The sequence below is a fragment of the Paenibacillus endoradicis genome, from assembly GCF_024721975.1.
Genome location: NZ_JANQBB010000008.1, coordinates 212403 through 229072, shown reverse-complemented (window position 1 = coordinate 229072; position 16670 = coordinate 212403). Strand labels below are relative to the sequence as shown.

Sequence of the window (16670 nt, the reverse complement as noted above, 5' to 3'; positions counted from 1 at the left end):
CATTACTTGAAATAGCTATATTATTTCAGTTCTTGTTCAATTTGAGCCTGAGCATCATTTAATGCTTCCGTTACATCTCTTCCATCCTCAAAAATCTCATTAAGAGTAATCGTCCCAAGGACATTATTAATTGTTGGTGATGCTGAAGTAGATTTGATCATTTCAATTTCACTTTTAATATCATTCAAAACATCAAATGGATTGTTCACAAAATATTTAACAAAAGTATTTTCTGGATTATGTGTAACTTCTTCCATTTCCCAAACATTCATATTAAGTGGGTCGAATCCTAATGTGTTCCAAATTTCAATATTTGCATCCTCAGTTAGCTTAGCAAAAGCTAAGAAATCTTTAGCTAATTGAACATCTACTGCAGTTTTTGTAACGACCGTACCTGTACCGCCACCACCTACAGAACGCGGCATACCTTTTTCCAATACTGGAATTGGAGCAAGTGCGATTTTCCCGCTAAGCTCACCCATATAGTTTGTATAACGAGACATGAACCAGAATGGTAAGAATGCTGTAGCGTAGTTTCCAGCGTTGAATTCACCGTATGCTTCCTCTGTATCTGGTTGACCACCAGCAATCGTTGCTATCACATTGTTATCTTGTAAGTCTTTAAGCATCGTTAACGCTCTTATCGCCTCTGGTGTATTCACTTGAGGCGTGCCATTATCATCTGTCAAATCAGATCCTTGTTGTGCTAGGAGTTGAGATAATTGCCATAGTGCACTTGTATCTGCAGTGCCCATATATTTACCTGTTTCTTCATAAAGCTTTATACCTGCTTGCTTAAAATCTTCCCAAGTTTCAATTGTTGTATAGTCAATACCAGCTTGCTCCAATAGTTCTACATTGTAGTATGCTACTGATGCTCCAACATGGGAATCAATTCCGTAATTTTTTCCATCTTTGGTGTAAAGATTAATACGAGATTCTACGACTGTGTCACGATAAGGATCAATTACATCATTAAGTGGTTCAAGTTGTGGAGTACCTGCTAAGAAATCGGGGAATTTACCTAATTCTATGTCTGCGATATCCGGTGCACCTACACCTGTTTGAATCGCAATACTAAGCTTATTGTGCATATCATCGTATGGCATTACGGAAACATTGAGTTTAATTTGACGATCTGGATTTGCTTTATTCCATTTTGGAAGCATTGTTTCAAAGAGCTGTCCATGCAATTCAACAAACGTCCAGTAGGATAACTCAGTAGCTGTATCATCTGCACCACCATCGATAACAGCATCACTGCCACCTTTGTTTCCTCCACTCGTTCCTCCATTACCACCTGAACACGCAATCAACATAGCAAACATTGATACTACAACAGCTAAACTTAACCATCTTTTAATCATAATTGACCCTCCTAAATTTACTTACGAATTTTTTTCAAACGAATAACATTCCAAGAAGCTTTTGCAAGACTTGCTGATACATAGCCATCCTTTATTTCAGAGGCACCTTTGGAATGAGGTTTAACCTTCTCTTCCAGCGCAGTATTGACTGCTTTCAAGTCTTCATGCTCTAGCACAAGATGCTCAACAAGTTGATAATCTTCGAAGCTTCTGATATCACACGTTAGATTTAAAGATTCCGTCAAATTTCGATTTAGGGCAAATATGGTTACTTCTTCTTGTTGTTCGTTGTATACTACCGCACTATCTAGATAAGGAACATCGGTATAGTCCTGAGCATCGTATTTCGGCGAATCTACGATTGGTAGCAATGATGTACCTCTTCCATAGATTGATGTGTGCAAATAAGGATAAAAAATCGTTTGCTTCCACGCCTTTCCGCCTTCTTCTGTCATGATTGGAGCGATAACGTTAACCAGCTGTGCTAAGCATGCCATTTTAACTCGATCGGCATGTCGTAATAGCGTAATTAACATACTTCCTACTAAAAGTGCATCTTCAAAGTTGTAATTATCCTCTAGCTGAGGTGGACCAACACTCCACGGATCGATTTTCTTATCTTGATCATTGGAGTGATACCATACATTCCATTCATCAAAGCTTAGATTCATTGTTTTCTTGCTACGTTTTTTCGCTTTAATATAATCACAAGTTGAGATAACGGTATGAATGAAATGCTCCATATCCATCGTTCTAGCTAAGTAATTAGCTGAATCCCCATCACGATTTCCATAATACTGATGTAACGAAACAAAATCTGTTACCTCGTAAGTATGGCTAAGTGTAGTCGCTTCCCATTCTGGGAAGGTTGGCATTGCTGTGCTGGAACTTCCACAAGATACTAATTGAATATCCGGATCAACCAATCTCATGACCTTTGCTGTTTCGTAAGCAATTCTTCCATACTCATCAGCAGTTTTTTGACCAATTTGCCAAGGACCATCCATTTCATTCCCTAAGCACCATGTTTTAATTTTATGGGGCTCCTTATAGCCATGCTTTATTCTTAAATCGCTCCAATAGGTTCCTCCAGGATGATTACAATACTCAAGTAAATCTCGAGCTGCATCTATACCTCTAGTCCCTAGATTTACAGCCATCATGACTTCTGAGCCAATATCCTTTGCCCATTTAATAAATTCATTCGTACCGACATAGTTTGGTTCTAATGCACGCCATGCCAATTCTAATCTCTTTGGACGATCTTCCACTGGGCCTACTCCATCCTCCCAGTTATACCCTGATACAAAATTCCCCCCTGGATAACGAATAATTGGAACTTGTAGTTGTTGAATTAACTGTTTTACATCCCCTCGGAAACCCAAAGCATCAGCAGTTGAATGAGTTGGTTCATAAATCCCACCATATACAGCTCTACCTACATGTTCAATAAATGATCCATAAATACGGGAATCTACTTCAGCAATTTTGAAATCTTTATCAACGATCATTTTTGTCTTAAGTCCAGATGATAGCAAAGTATCATCCCCCTCTCATGTGAAAAAATAGGATGTGAATGCGCTTACAACAATAAAATAGCACAAAGCCTTTTTTTTGTAAACATAATATTCTAAACTAGTTTAGATAAATCTAAACTGATCTAATTTACAAGCGATAATTCGACAAAAACAAGACATTACCAACCATTTAGTTTATATATAATTAAAATAAATTTGCATTCAATTAAACAATATCCTTTATTTCACTTTTCCTTTCGTATATGATAAGACATATAACGTTTAAGGAGATATAGTGAATGATCTATATTAAAGATCTAATGAGCGGGCTTCATATTTTTAAGGCATTAAGCTCCGAAGTGCGTATTCAAATACTTGATTTGTTAGTGAAAAAACAATCCTTGAATCTAAATGAACTTGCAAGTGAACTTAAATTAACGAACGGTGCAATTACGATGCACATCAAAAAGTTGGAAGAAAGCGGACTTATCCATATTAACTCTACCGTTGGTAAACATGGTATTCAGAAGATCTGCTATCTTAACGAAGATAAATTATTAATTGATTTGAAACCAACAGATAAAGAAAATCTTTATGAGGTTGAAGTTCAAGTTGGTCATTATAGTAATTATTCAGCACTACCTACCTGCGGTCTAGCAACGAAGGACAGTATTATTGGAGATTTCGATGATCCAAGATATTTTGCGGATCCGCAAAGAATTAATGCAGAAATCATTTGGTTATCTGAAGGTTTTTTGGAATACCGTATTCCAAATTACTTAAAACCCAATCATATGTTTAAGGAAATTCAGTTTTCTATGGAATTAGGATCAGAAGCCCCTGGATTTTGCAACAATTATCCCTCTGACATTTATTTTTCATTAAACAATATTGAAATTGGGTCTTGGACTAGTCCAGGTGATTTTGGTGATACTCGTGGTAATTTCAACCCAGAATGGTGGCCACCACATTTAAATCAATATGGGATGTTAAAATTAATCAGAATTAATAATGAAGGCAGCTTTATTGACGGCTGTCGTATTTCAAATGTATCACTTCGCCATATTCAACTAGATTATAAGAGTGACTTAACATTTAGAATTGGCTTGCCTGAACATTCGACGAATAAAAGAGGCTTAACGATCTTTGGAAAGAACTTTGGTAACTATAGTCAAGATTTACTTGCAAGAGTACTATATGATGTTCAAGATAATTAAATTAATCTGAGCTAACATAACAAATAAGCCAATTAAGAATATTAGGTTCTCCTAGCATTCTTAATTGGCTTATTCTCTCCGTTCTCATCGATCTCGCTGATATATCATTCAACAGGAAGTCCCACCTAACTACTTGCTTGAATCAATTAGAAATAACAGTGATAATTATACTAAACCTAAATTAATGTTTTTTTATATTAAAAGATAAAACCCCTTAAATAGTCCTTTAATAATATAGATCAAAATTTGCCCAGTAAAGGAATGATATGAAATGTTTACGCAACAATGGATGTTTGTTCGTACTGATGAGCAGGAGCAAAAAGTGAAGTTGATAGGTGACCTAGCGGATTCCTTTATCGAGGAGGCGCATCTGGCTGATTTGGAAAATCGTTTCTCGTATAATCATATTGAGGCATTACGTGGGATTGGCTACCCAGCTTTCACCGTACCGAAAGCATTTGGGGGTCAAGAGATATCCATCTATGAACTAGTGCTCTATCAAGAACGATTAGCTCAAGGAGATGCCGCGATTGCTTTAGGTATTGGATGGCATCTCAGTGTAATGTATGACCTGAATCACAGACAACTATGGTCTACGGAGCAGATAGAAAAGATTAATAAAGCAGTTGTAACGCAAAAAATGATTGTTAATCGGGCTGCGACAGAAAAATCAACAGGAAGTCCTCAACGTGGCGGTAAACCACAAACTACAGCTATCGCGTTATCCAATGGCACATTCCTACTCAATGGTCGTAAAACTTTTACATCATTATCACCAGTACTAGATTACTATATTGTCACGGCTGGATATGAGGAGCGAACAGTAGAATTTATTATTCCTCGTGATACAAAAGGAATAACGATTGATCCTACATGGGATGTTGTCGGTATGAAGGGAACTGCTAGTCATGATCTTGTATTAGACAATGTCATCGTCCCTACAAAAGCCCTAGTCTACAATTATCCAAGCGAAAGAATCTCTGCAGCTAGCCCTGCTCTATTGCATATCCCTGCTTGCTACTTAGGAATTGCACTTGCAGCTAGAAGAGAAGCACTACGATTTGCTAAGGAATATCAGCCAAGCACGTTAACTCAACCTATTCTTTATACGCCTTCTGTAACCCAGCAACTTGGGCAAATGGAGCTAGAGCTTCATGCAGCTCGCCATTTTCTCTATAGCGTTGCGCAGCGTTGGGATACAAGGGATACAACTCAAGATGATTCTTACCTTATCCCTGAGCTTACAGCTGCTAAAGTATTCGCTCAAAAAGCAGCGATGTCGGTTGTTGATATAGCTATGAAAATCGTTGGTGCGCATAGCTTAGCCGTCAGTCATCCATTACAGCGCTTATATCGTGATGTGCGATTCGGACTACATAATCCACCAATGGAGGATATGGTTATTACGAATTTAGGCAAGCAAGCTATTCACGAGGCAACGCTTTTAATATGAGTTGATAGCCATTCATGAATATCATCACTTTACAGCACACAAAAAGCACCTCTTGTTGGATAGCCCGGAACATTACTTGATGTTGCCTCACTACCTCCAAGAGGTGTTATAATATCGAGATTATAAGCCACTATTTAACTTTCTCCAACTAAACTAGTAGCCTACATCAAATATTTTCAGTTATTTCGATACCTTGCTCTGTAATGTAGACAATTTTCGATGCATTAGTTAATAAATTAACCGTTAATTCACAATACGTTGGAGCGTTAGTCCATGCAAGTATAAGCTCTTGCTCCGAACTAGCTTTAACTTCAAATGTTCCATTGAAAGCATTATACTCATTACGGAAACGTATAAGCTTGAATAGTCGCTGTACAACAGGCTTTTGAAGCGAAGCATCAATCTCTTCAATCGTAAAGTTGTGACGATTGATTTCACGACCTTCACCGGTACGCTCGACTGCTTCAACATCGTTTTCACCTGCAAGTAACCCTACATAATAAACTTGTGGGATACCAGGTGTGAAAAATTGAATAGCACGAGCTGCTATATATGCATCATCATCTTCATTTAATACTGAATAGAAACTACAACGAATTTGGTGAACATCAAAACCATCTTCACCCTTATGATCTTCTGACACGATTAAGCTTAGATTGGAGCCACGGCTAACACACTCATCTACAAGTTTTTTTGCATCTTTCGTATTAACTAAATCATCTAGATCAGGCTTTACTGGAATACCGTCATGACAATCAAGCATCGTAAATTGCTTATGTGGTCTTGTCGTTAAATAATCTTTAAGTGTAGTTGATTGCTTCGTAAGTAAAGCCTCTAAAATACGATAAGGTAAAATAAAATCATATATCCAGAAACCATGTTCAGAAAGCTTATATTGAATCGAATAATGTGAATGTACCTCAGGTAAAAGCTCGATATCTAAACTATCTGCTAATTCCTTGATCCAATCTAAAAATTCATAAATATCTGGTTCAACAAAGAAACAGCTTGTACCTAGTTTTTTAATGATGTAGCCCACTGCATCTAAGCGAACCATTTTCACGTTGTTATTTTTGAAATTCACGAAAAATTCTTTTAATAATGCTTTCACTTCATCTGCTTTCACATCTAAATCTATTTGCTCTGACGGATCAGTCTTACCAAATGTTGTCCAAACCGTCTCTTGTTGCCCCGTAGACTCAATGGTAAACGTTGAATATGGTCTCGGGCGACGTAAAAACATTTTGTCTATATCTTCTTCTACTGGCTTGCCATCTGCCCACAATTTTTCGAGTGGCATAAATAAATTCGCATGATTTGAATCCTTGCCATTCTTTAAGAAATCTTGAAAATATGGCGACTGCCGAGATATGTGGTTGACCATTAGATCTACCAGCACATCAAATTCATTCCCAATATTTCGCATGTCTTCCCATGTACCAAAACTCGGTTCAATTTCCAAATAGGTTAAAGGTGCAAAGCCACGATCACCTGAGGATGGAAATGGAGGTAAAATATGAATACCACCTGCGAATAAACCATTGAATTGATTCTTCATTATGTGGTGAAGTTGTTGTAAGTTACCACCTAATGAATCGGGGTACGTAATAAGTTGAACCTGATTTTTAACTGACATAAGTAAAACCTCCTCTATTTAACGTTGCCATTAAGTAAAGTTGTGTAATGTGGTAGGTCTACAACCGCACCGACAAACTTAAGCTTATATGCACTTACTGAAAAGCCTAATTGTAAAGCTAACTTTAGCGGTAAACCTTCAACAATACCTGTATAAAAACCTGACCAAAAAGCATCTCCGGCTCCTGTTGTATCAACCACTTCTTCTGCTACAGAAGCAAATGTCATCGTTTCTGTACCGTTAGAGACAATTGCTCCATCTTTTCCGAGCGTCATAATGACAAGCTTAGCACCTAAATCTAAAAACTTTTTCACTTGTGCTTCAGGCAAGTCATCTCCGAATAATCGAGCTGCATCATCTTCAGATGGTTTTACAATATCAACTTTTGCGATAATCGTTTTTATATATTCGAAAGCATTTTCATCGTATTGCCAAATGCTCGGATGGTAATTAGGATCAAAGCATATTAAGCTATTTGATTGCGTTGCCTGTGCAATAACAGCTTCTATCGTTTCACGAACAGGTGATGCTGACAGAGGCCAACATGAGAAGTGAATAATTTTAGTATGCTTCACTGCTTCTGCGAATTGCTCCGTATAAGCAAGATGAGCATCAGCTCCGCGATAAAAAATCGGAATAGGAGAACCTTTACTTTTAGATAAAACAACCATACTTGTTGCTGCTTCGTGCGTTTGAATAAGTGTAGTATCAATATTTGCACGAACTAGATGATCCTGTAAAAACTGACCTAGACGATCATCGCCAACAGCTGCTGCCACCTTCGAACGAATCCCAAGACGAGTAGTATTCATTGCAATATTTGACGGTGAACCACCAAAGAAAGCTTCATAAGTTAATCTATTATTCGTATGACTATCATCATAATCATTGGCGATCATATCAACTAAAATTTCACCAATCGTAAGTAAATCGTTCGAATGGTTTGTTAGTTGTACTGGTTGATCAAATATATACACGATGATCTTCCTCCTGCTGTTAATGTATCTTATTTCTATACACGTTTGGAGCGGTATACACGAGCTTCAAATGGTTTAAGTGACATGCTCATTGCGAATTTTTCCTCATTAACTGCATTTGTCAAAATAAGATCATATTGATTTTCATCTAATTCTTCAGGCAACGAAATATTAGCTTCTTTATCAAACATATTTACGATAACAATAGCTTTTTCACCATTGAATTCACGCGTATATACGTAAACTTGCTCATTTTCAGGTAACAATAATTCATAACGACCGTAAACTAATAGTTCATCTTGCTTGCGAAGTTGAATCATTTTTTTATAGTAGTTATAAATCGAATTGGAATCTTGAATCGATTGCTCAACGTTAATCGATTTATAGTTAGGGTTTAACTTCATCCATGACTTTCCTGTAGTAAAACCAGCACCTTCTTGGGCATTCCATTGCATTGGTGTTCTTGAGTTATCACGACCATTAACCCAAATCGGTGTCATAATTTCTTCGTGTGTTTTACCACTTTCAATTCCAATGCGATACGCATTTTTAGCAGATACGTCATTATAATCATCAATGGAGTCAAATTTAGCATTTGTCATACCAATTTCTTGTCCTTGATAAATAAACGGTGTTCCTTGCATAAAGAAAAACATTGTAGCAAGTGCTTTAGATGACTCAAGCCAGAAGTTTCTATCATCTCCCCATACCGATACAGAGCGAGGTAGATCATGATTTTCTAAGAATAGTGCATTCCAACCTGTTCCATCTAATGCTTTTTGCCAACGAGTGTATGTGTCTTTAAGTGCGATTAAATCTAGCGAACCATCAGCACCTTGTCCCCATAAACCATTTGCTTCGAATTGGAAAATCATGTTGAATTTCCCGTTTTCCTCACCAACCCACTCATCTGCATCATGTATAGTTACACCATTAGCTTCACCGACAGTCATAATATCGTATTTCGCAAATGTTTCACGATGAAATTCTTCTAAAAATGTTTGAATGCCTGGTTGATTTAAATGTCCAGGGAATGACGATACATAATCTAAGTTTTCTGGGTTCTCCATATCAGGGAAGCCAGCCACTTTTTTAATGTGAGAAATAGCATCTACACGGTAACCGTCAATCCCTTTATCTAACCACCAATTTACTGTGTCATACAGTTCTTTACGAACAACTGGATTTTCCCAGTTTAGATCCGGTTGTCGTGATGAAAAGATGTGCATAAAGTATTGCTCAGTTGCATCATCATATTTCCATGCAGAACCGTGGAAAATACTTTCCCAGTTATTAGGCTCTTTACCGTCTTTACCATCGCGCCAAATATAGTAATCACGGTATGGATTGTCTTTGCCCTTTCTTGATTCAATAAACCAAGGGTGTTCATCAGAGGTATGATTAAGAACTAGGTCAAGAATTAGTTTCATACCACGAGCATGAACTTGCTCTAATAGCTCATCAAAATCAGCCATTGTACCGAAATCATCCATAATATCTTTATAATCGGAAATATCATAACCGTTATCATCATTTGGTGATTTATACATCGGACAAATCCAAATTACATCGATTCCTAATTCTTTTAGATAATCGAGTTTCGTAATAATCCCTCTTAAATCACCGATACCATCAGCGTTTGTATCAACAAAACTTCTTGGATAAATTTGATAAGCTACTGCTTCTTTCCACCATGTTGTTTTCATGCGATATATTACCTACCTTTTATTTTTTACTTAGTAAGAAAAAGCCTATATTGTTCGAGTGTTCTAATTTACTTAACTGACCCTTGAGTAATTCCTTCAATAATCATACGTTGACCAATTAGGTAGAACACTAAGATTGGTAGTATCGTAATCAAAATTGCTGGAATTAACAGTTCCCAGTTATTCATATATGTTCCGTTAAACACTTTCATTTGAATAGGTAAAGTGTAAAGAGAGTCTTTGTTAAGAATTAGAGAAGGTAATAGATAATCGTTCCAAATCCACATTACATTCAAAATTCCAATGGTTACAGATGTCGGCATTAGAACTGGGAAAATTATTTTGAAGAAAATTTGCCTTGGAGAACAACCATCAATTGAAGCGGCTTCTTCCAGTTCAAATGGGATAGATTTAATGAAACCATGGAATATAAATACTGATAACGAACTACCAAAACCAATATATAATGCTACAAGTAGTGGCATTGGAGCACTATCAATCCACTGTAATTTTGCACCATAGATATTAATCAATGGAATCATGATGGACTGAAACGGAATAATCATTGAAGCAACAAGAATAGCAAACAATGTATTATTAAATTTTGTTTTAACACGTACGATATAATAAGCAGCCATACCAGAAAGTAATAAAATAAAAACTGTACTTAATAATGTAATAAATAATGAATTTTTTAGTGTAACTAAGAAATTCATTTTTTCTATCGCCATTGCAAATTGATCAAAGCTATAGGAATTGGGCAAAGAAAACGGACTTTGTAAAATTTCACCGTTGCTTTTGAATGAGTTAATAATTAAAAGGAAGAACGGGAATGCGAAAACAATTAAAGCAATAATTAAAAATGCAAATACTAATGTAGAGGTCAATGCTTTGCGTTTTTCTACCATTATGCTTCAACCTCCAATTTCTTACTGAAGTAAACTTGTAAACCTGTAATAACAGCAACAATAACGAAAAGAACAATCGCTTGTGCCTGGCCTACGCTGTAGTTACTTTCAATTAGCCCCTTTTGTACTACGTGCATAGATACCATTTTTGTACTCTCAAACGGACCACCGTTTGTTAAGGATAAGTTCAAGTCATAAACCATAAATGAGTTTTTCAATGTCAAGAACACCGTGACTACGAAAGATGGTACCATCATGGGTAATACGATACGAAATAGACGACGCATAGTAGTTGCACCATCAATGGTTGATGCTTCAATAATATCCCGAGGTACACTTACTATACCTGCAATAAAAATAATCATTAAATAACCAGAAGATTGCCAAATTGTAACGATAACAACTGCCCAAAATGCAAGTTGCTCATCACCTAACCAACCTAGACGCAAAATTTCAAAACCAAGTTTTTCACCGATTTGCGGCATAGATTGAACGAAAATAAACTGCCAAATATAACCTAGAACAAGACCGCCAATCAAGTTTGGTGTAAAGAATGCAGCACGGAAGAAGTTTTGACCTTTCATGCCTGAAGTTACTAAGTACGCAAGAGTAAAACCAAATGCGTTTACTAAAATAATTGTTGCAGCAACATATTTAATCGTTAGCCACATTGCACTCCAAAACTTCTTATCTTGAAATGCTGCTGTATAGCTATCTAATCCTGCAAATTCCATTGGACTAATTGGTGATGTCATATTTGTAAAGGACAAAAACAAACCATATAGAAACGGAATTAGTAAAGTAATACTAAAAAAAATTAATGTCGGACCAGTGAAGAAAAATTGATTTCCAATACTTTTCAATCCGCTATTTTTACCTTTCATAATCATGCCCCTTTCTATAAAAAATGATGAAGTGAGCGATATCGTTATTCGCTCACTTCATCACCAAAACTTAATGATAACTCTTAGTTAAAAGACTTAAAGTAGTTCTCGATGAATGTTGCAAGCTCAGCACGAGTTAACTTTTGTGCTACATATTTTTGAACTTCTGGAGCAAGTTTAGTACTCCAGTCTTCAGCAACTGTGTAATTTAGAGCAAAATCAGCAGTTTTCCCTTGTTCTACAGCAGATGCAATAGCAGCACCAAGCGGGTTTGCAACCTTGTTAGGATTGTTTTTGAAAGCTGAAATAACTTGTGATTCATTTACTAGGAAGTTTTGACCTGCTTCATCAAATACAATCCAGTCTAAAAATTTCTTAGCAGCTGCTTGTTGCTCAGCTGTTGCTTTTTTATTGATAACTAATAGGTTAGTTGGTCCAGCCACAATTTTATTGTTAAGTGGGTTTTCTGGATCATTATCTACAGGAACTGGAATGAAACCAAATTCTTCACCAGCTACTGCTTGAAGTGAATCATAAGCCCAGTTACCATTAAACAACATTGCAGAGGTGCCGTTACCTACAGAAACATGTGCATCATCATAATAAACGCCGATTGGACGCTCGCCATATTTGTTGTAGTCTTTAGATACTAAAACATCAAGTGTGTCATAGTAACCATTCCAAGTTGCATTATCAGCAAGTTTTAGCTCACCAGATTTAATTTGGCTAACCGTTTGGCTTGGCTCATCATTTTGATTAAGGAATTGAGTACTGAAGTGGTTAGCTACTGACCAACCTTCAGTTTGGTATGCAACTGGGTACTCTACGCCAGAAGCTTTGATTTGATCAAGCAAAGCAACTAATTTATCACGTGTGTTGATTGAGAAGGGATCGAATTCGCCACCTACAGCTTTTTCAACCACTGTTTTGTTGTAAACCAAGCCTAGACCTTCAATAGAGAATGGGAAACCCACAACCATACCCTCTTCATTTGAAAAAGCATTATCTGTTTCAGTTATCCAGGCTTCACCAGATAAATCGATACCAAAATCTTTATACTTACCATTTACTGTGTCAGGAGCAACCATTGCTAATGTTACAGTTTTACCAGAAGCAGTAAGTTTATCAACGATACTTAAAGTATCACCAACTGCTTGAGTGTGTGCTTCTACAATTATGTCAGGGTTAACTGCCATAAAATCTTTAGCCGCTTGCTCCCATTGAGCAGCGATCTCACCTTTACCATTTGTGATAATGATCGTTGTTTTTTCGGAACTTGTCGTACCTTCGTTAGTCGTTCCTGCATTGTTATTAGTACCACAAGCTGCAAGTAAAATAACCATAACTAGTGTAAGAATCAATACAACTGACTTTTTCATTTGAATTCCCCCCATGATTTTTGTATTCTAGATAATTTTAGCTTTGGGATCGATTTCAATCTAATTCAAAAAAAATCCGGATAAATTTTTAAATTCAATCAATATCTTACCCACAAACTTTTTTTTATTATAGCATTGTATGAAATCGGTTTCAACTATGATTTTATTCTAAACTTAATTTTATATATTATTTGAATCAATTTCATAAGTAATCCATCCCTCGCTTTAATTAGATTTTCTGATACAAAAAAACCAGGCCAACATGTCATACATTCGACATGTTGGCCTGGTTTCCTTATAATTTCAACACTATATGTTTGTGAAGAACATCTGATTCATTTCCATATCATTTTAACAAGATCATATAATATTGGTAGTTATGTTGTCTTTCGAATGACTAATTCATGTTGTAATGTATACATTTTATTTTCAACGTTAGTTCCCGAAAGACTTTGAATAAGTAAATCCATTGCCTTATGTCCCATTTCACTAACGGGTTGCTTGATTGTTGTTAATTCTGGTGTGAGGAGTTGAGCTAATGGCTGATCGTCGAAGCCAACAACAGCGAGCTCCTCAGGTATATTTACACCCTGATTTCTAGCCTCCATAATAATTCCTGCCGCTACTTCGTCACTCCCCGTAAATACAGCCGTTGGGCGATCCTTCATATCCATTATTTGATGCAATACTTACGACCGTCCTCTATCGTATGGCATTTTATTATAATCCAATTCGGATTAATTTCAATTCCTGCTTCTATTAACGCTTTCTGGTAACCTTGATTACGATCTTTGTCTTTTCCTACCTCACTAAATAAACCACCTGTACAGTAGGCGATTTTTCGATGCCCTCTTTCGATTAAGTGCTTTAATCCATCGTAAGAAGCCATTAATTGGTCAACTCTTACCATTGGTACAATTGAATCTGAGATATATTCATTACACATGACAATTGGACCATAATTTAAATATTCACTAATTGTATTCCAATTATTTTCATAAGCGGTCATGATAACACCATCAACCTGTTTACGCTTCAGTAAATTCAAGAAATCTAATTCACGTTTACTGTCCTCATTACTTTGAAAAATAATCGTCTGGTAACCTCTTTTATAGCCTTCCTTTTCAATCGCTTCTACTAAATAAGAAAAGAACGGGTTTACAATTCTTGGTACAATAACTCCTATTGTTGTAGTTAATTGACCCCGAAGTTTTTGCGCAGATCTATTTGGTGTGTATCCAATCTCCTCCATTACCTTTAAAACCCGTTCTCTTTTATCAGCTGCGATGTATGGGTAATTATTAATCACACGGGATACAGTTGACTTTGAAACTCCCGAAAGTCGTACAACATCATTAATATTCGGCAATGATCATCACTCCACTATATAATCACTATATGAAATCGATTTCATATAGTTTATTCAATAACTTCTACTATTATACATCAGTTTACATAATAAGTCGGGTATTTACGAATAATAATGTTAATCTGTATTTATATCATTACTTTACTATCCCCCAATCTATATTTTTTTCTTCGATGTACCCTTTTTGAAACTAATATCATACAGATCTTCAGATACATTAATCCAATTCAGTATATACATTAAGAGACTGAGCTTACACTTGAATAGCTTGCTTGCCTGAAGCTTAGCTTTCTATCGTCATCGCATACAATTCTCGGTAGGTTGTAGGGGTTATTTTCTCATATTCCATAAACCGTTTATTGAAATAGCTGACACTTGGGTACCCAGCTTCATTTGCAATTTGACCTATTGAGCAATCAAGACGCTCCTGTAGCCATTGCTTGGCAATTTGCAGTCTACATCTTGTAATGAACTCCATTGGTGTAATCGACATGGTTTGTTTGAATAATTTGCAGAAATAGTGAGGACTGACATCAGCTTTGGTTGACCAATAATCGAGTTCAAAAGGTTCAGTAGCCGAAGATTGCATCTCAGGAAGCAAATCCAATATTTTTTTATTCGTTTCCCCTTGCTTCCGTTCCGTAATAGGAATGGCTTGCTCAATAAAATTAACAACTAATGCGTACGTTGAAGCAGATAACTGGGTCGGATTCAGCATTGAATTGGTTTCTGCCTCTTGCATCAATTCATCATGTAGTTTGATCCAAAGTTCGGTTTGCTTTAGTGTCCATAGTTGACCTGGTTTAATGTTATTACCTAGTAAATAATCTTTCAGCTTATCTCCATAAAAGTGAATCCAACGGATATTCCACGGTTCATCTTTACTGGAATAGTAAATTTGCTCCTGCTGCGGATAGTAAATAACAGCATCTCCTGGACCAAGAATATGCTCTACCCCATTTAACTTAACAAAGCCATATCCAGATTCGACAAAATGAATATTATAACTAATCATTTGATTAGGCTTACGATGCATGTGGTGATCAGGTTCAGAGATGTATTGACCAACGGACTCAGGATAGATGAAATAAATAGAATCAGATCGTGTAACCATATGGAATTGACGTTTCAATTAGATTCACCTCGATGACAATATTGTTTTATTTCTTAACAAAATACTATCATTTTAATTTCATATTGATAGAAGTATAATCACAATATACTACTAATTAAGGAGTGAATCAATTGTCTGATCGACAACTCAAATGGGGAGTTTTAGGGAGTGCTCGAATTGCAGTTAATTCAGTTATTCCAGGTATTCTACAATCAAATTCGAATGAAATAGTAGGGATTGCAAGCAGAGATTTAGAGAAAGCACAAGAAACTGCTGCTAAATTTCAAATTCCAAAAACATACGGTTCATATGAACAATTACTACAGGATCCTGACATCGAAGCAGTTTATATACCTTTACCAAATCACTTGCACTATGAATGGACGATCAAGGCAATTCAAGCTGGAAAGCATGTCTTATGCGAAAAGCCATTAGCATTAAATGCAGAAGAAGCAGAGCGAATGGTACAAGCGGCCAAAAAAGCTGGAGTTATATTAGCAGAAGCATTCATGTATCGTTATCATCCGAGATACACACAGCTTAAGGAAATTATTGATAGTGGAGAAATCGGTGAAGTAAGAGGAATTCGTAGTAGCTTTACTTTCAATAATGCCAATGACTTGAACAATGTACGTTATCGGAAGGAATGGGGAGGAGGAGCTATTTACGATGTTGGCTGCTATCCGATCACTGCTGCGAGATTATTGCTTGGCAAAGAACCACAGGCAGTTACAGTCCAAGCACAGTTTTCTAGTCTTCATGGCGATGTAGATATGATGGCTGCAGGCTTAGTTGAATTCGAGGGTGATGTCTCGCTTCAATTTGACTGCGCAATGTGGTCCGCTTTCCGTAACCCACTAGAGGTGCTTGGTTCTGAAGGAATCATCGAAGTTCCCTCCGCCTTCGTCACGCCAACCGAAGAAAGTGGCCATTTCTATGTCATTAAATCCGGCGAAAAAAACAAAATATCTGTACCGTTTCTAAATTCATATTCATTACAAGCAGATGCCTTTGCTCAAGCAGTTCTTCAAGGGAAGCCACTACCGTTTGAAGCAACAGATGCAGTTCAAAATATGAAGATCATTGATGCTGCAATCGCATCGGCAAGAGAAAAAACGAGAGTTGAACTTAACGAATAGAGGT

General features: G+C 36.6%; 14 protein-coding genes. 3 read left to right on the top strand and 11 right to left on the bottom strand.

Going from position 1 to position 16670, the window contains the following annotated elements:
• Positions 1-20: 20 nt before the first annotated feature.
• Together NV377_RS22940 and arfA are read right to left on the bottom strand one after the other, a co-directional pair.
• Positions 21-1367, bottom strand: a complete 1347-nt coding sequence (locus tag NV377_RS22940) for an ABC transporter substrate-binding protein (protein ID WP_258203145.1) — start codon at positions 1365-1367, stop codon at positions 21-23.
• Positions 1368-1384: 17 nt separating this feature from the next.
• The gene (gene arfA, locus NV377_RS22935) at positions 1385-2878 is read right to left on the bottom strand and encodes an arabinosylfuranosidase ArfA (protein ID WP_258203191.1); all 1494 of its coding nucleotides are present in this window, start codon (positions 2876-2878) and stop codon (positions 1385-1387) included.
• 305 nt (positions 2879-3183) lie between these two features.
• Here arfA and NV377_RS22930 point away from each other — a divergent pair, with 305 nt between their 5' ends.
• Both NV377_RS22930 and NV377_RS22925 read left to right on the top strand, forming a co-directional pair.
• Positions 3184-4101 (top strand): ArsR/SmtB family transcription factor, encoded by a 918-nt coding sequence (locus NV377_RS22930; RefSeq protein ID WP_258203144.1) that lies wholly within the window; start codon positions 3184-3186, stop codon positions 4099-4101.
• Positions 4102-4372: 271 nt separating this feature from the next.
• Positions 4373-5554, top strand: coding sequence for an acyl-CoA dehydrogenase family protein (locus tag NV377_RS22925; protein ID WP_258203143.1), 1182 nt, complete (start codon positions 4373-4375; stop codon positions 5552-5554).
• Positions 5555-5720: 166 nt separating this feature from the next.
• Here NV377_RS22925 and gtfA read toward each other — a convergent pair whose 3' ends face one another.
• From gtfA to NV377_RS22880, 9 genes are all read right to left on the bottom strand, one after another.
• The gene (gtfA, locus tag NV377_RS22920; RefSeq protein WP_258203142.1) at positions 5721-7190 is read right to left on the bottom strand and encodes a sucrose phosphorylase; all 1470 of its coding nucleotides are present in this window, start codon (positions 7188-7190) and stop codon (positions 5721-5723) included.
• 14 nt (positions 7191-7204) lie between these two features.
• Complete coding sequence (locus NV377_RS22915; protein WP_258203141.1) at positions 7205-8167, bottom strand: carbohydrate kinase family protein; 963 nt, start codon at positions 8165-8167, stop codon at positions 7205-7207.
• A gap of 35 nt (positions 8168-8202) precedes the next feature.
• Positions 8203-9873, bottom strand: a complete 1671-nt coding sequence (locus NV377_RS22910) for a glycoside hydrolase family 13 protein (protein WP_258203140.1) — start codon at positions 9871-9873, stop codon at positions 8203-8205.
• Positions 9874-9941: 68 nt separating this feature from the next.
• The gene (locus NV377_RS22905) at positions 9942-10781 is read right to left on the bottom strand and encodes a carbohydrate ABC transporter permease (RefSeq protein WP_258203139.1); all 840 of its coding nucleotides are present in this window, start codon (positions 10779-10781) and stop codon (positions 9942-9944) included.
• Positions 10781-11665 carry a carbohydrate ABC transporter permease gene (locus tag NV377_RS22900; RefSeq protein ID WP_258203138.1) on the bottom strand — a complete coding sequence of 295 codons (885 nt, stop codon included), beginning with the start codon at positions 11663-11665 and terminating at the stop codon, positions 10781-10783. Before NV377_RS22900 ends, NV377_RS22905 begins: the two co-directional genes overlap by 1 nt.
• A gap of 83 nt (positions 11666-11748) precedes the next feature.
• A complete protein-coding gene (locus NV377_RS22895; protein WP_258203137.1) occupies positions 11749-13044 on the bottom strand; it encodes an ABC transporter substrate-binding protein in 1296 nt (431 codons plus the stop codon).
• 377 nt (positions 13045-13421) lie between these two features.
• Positions 13422-13730: a substrate-binding domain-containing protein gene (locus tag NV377_RS22890; RefSeq protein ID WP_258203136.1), complete on the bottom strand. Its 309-nt coding sequence runs from the start codon at positions 13728-13730 to the stop codon at positions 13422-13424.
• Positions 13718-14413: a LacI family DNA-binding transcriptional regulator gene (locus NV377_RS22885; protein WP_258203135.1), complete on the bottom strand. Its 696-nt coding sequence runs from the start codon at positions 14411-14413 to the stop codon at positions 13718-13720. The genes NV377_RS22890 and NV377_RS22885 overlap by 13 nt, the downstream gene beginning before the upstream one ends.
• Positions 14414-14696: 283 nt before the next feature.
• On the bottom strand, positions 14697-15545 hold the full coding sequence (locus NV377_RS22880; RefSeq protein ID WP_258203134.1) for an AraC family transcriptional regulator: 849 nt from the start codon (positions 15543-15545) through the stop codon (positions 14697-14699).
• Positions 15546-15658: 113 nt separating this feature from the next.
• Between NV377_RS22880 and NV377_RS22875 the strand changes: the two genes are divergently transcribed.
• Positions 15659-16666 (top strand): Gfo/Idh/MocA family protein, encoded by a 1008-nt coding sequence (locus NV377_RS22875; RefSeq protein WP_258203133.1) that lies wholly within the window; start codon positions 15659-15661, stop codon positions 16664-16666.
• Positions 16667-16670 lie beyond the last annotated feature (4 nt).

Bases quoted from the DNA above. Each gene is read 5' to 3' on its own strand.
- NV377_RS22940 (WP_258203145.1), bottom strand. From the start codon at position 1,367: ATGATTAAAAGATGGTTAAGTTTAGCTGTTGTAGTATCAATGTTTGCT.
- arfA (WP_258203191.1), bottom strand. From the start codon at position 2,878: ATGATCGTTGATAAAGATTTCAAAATTGCTGAAGTAGATTCCCGTATT.
- NV377_RS22930 (WP_258203144.1), top strand. From the start codon at position 3,184: ATGATCTATATTAAAGATCTAATGAGCGGGCTTCATATTTTTAAGGCA.
- NV377_RS22925 (WP_258203143.1), top strand. From the start codon at position 4,373: ATGTTTACGCAACAATGGATGTTTGTTCGTACTGATGAGCAGGAGCAA.
- gtfA (WP_258203142.1), bottom strand. From the start codon at position 7,190: ATGTCAGTTAAAAATCAGGTTCAACTTATTACGTACCCCGATTCATTA.
- NV377_RS22910 (WP_258203140.1), bottom strand. From the start codon at position 9,873: ATGAAAACAACATGGTGGAAAGAAGCAGTAGCTTATCAAATTTATCCA.
- NV377_RS22905 (WP_258203139.1), bottom strand. From the start codon at position 10,781: ATGGTAGAAAAACGCAAAGCATTGACCTCTACATTAGTATTTGCATTT.
- NV377_RS22900 (WP_258203138.1), bottom strand. From the start codon at position 11,665: ATGAAAGGTAAAAATAGCGGATTGAAAAGTATTGGAAATCAATTTTTC.
- NV377_RS22895 (WP_258203137.1), bottom strand. From the start codon at position 13,044: ATGAAAAAGTCAGTTGTATTGATTCTTACACTAGTTATGGTTATTTTA.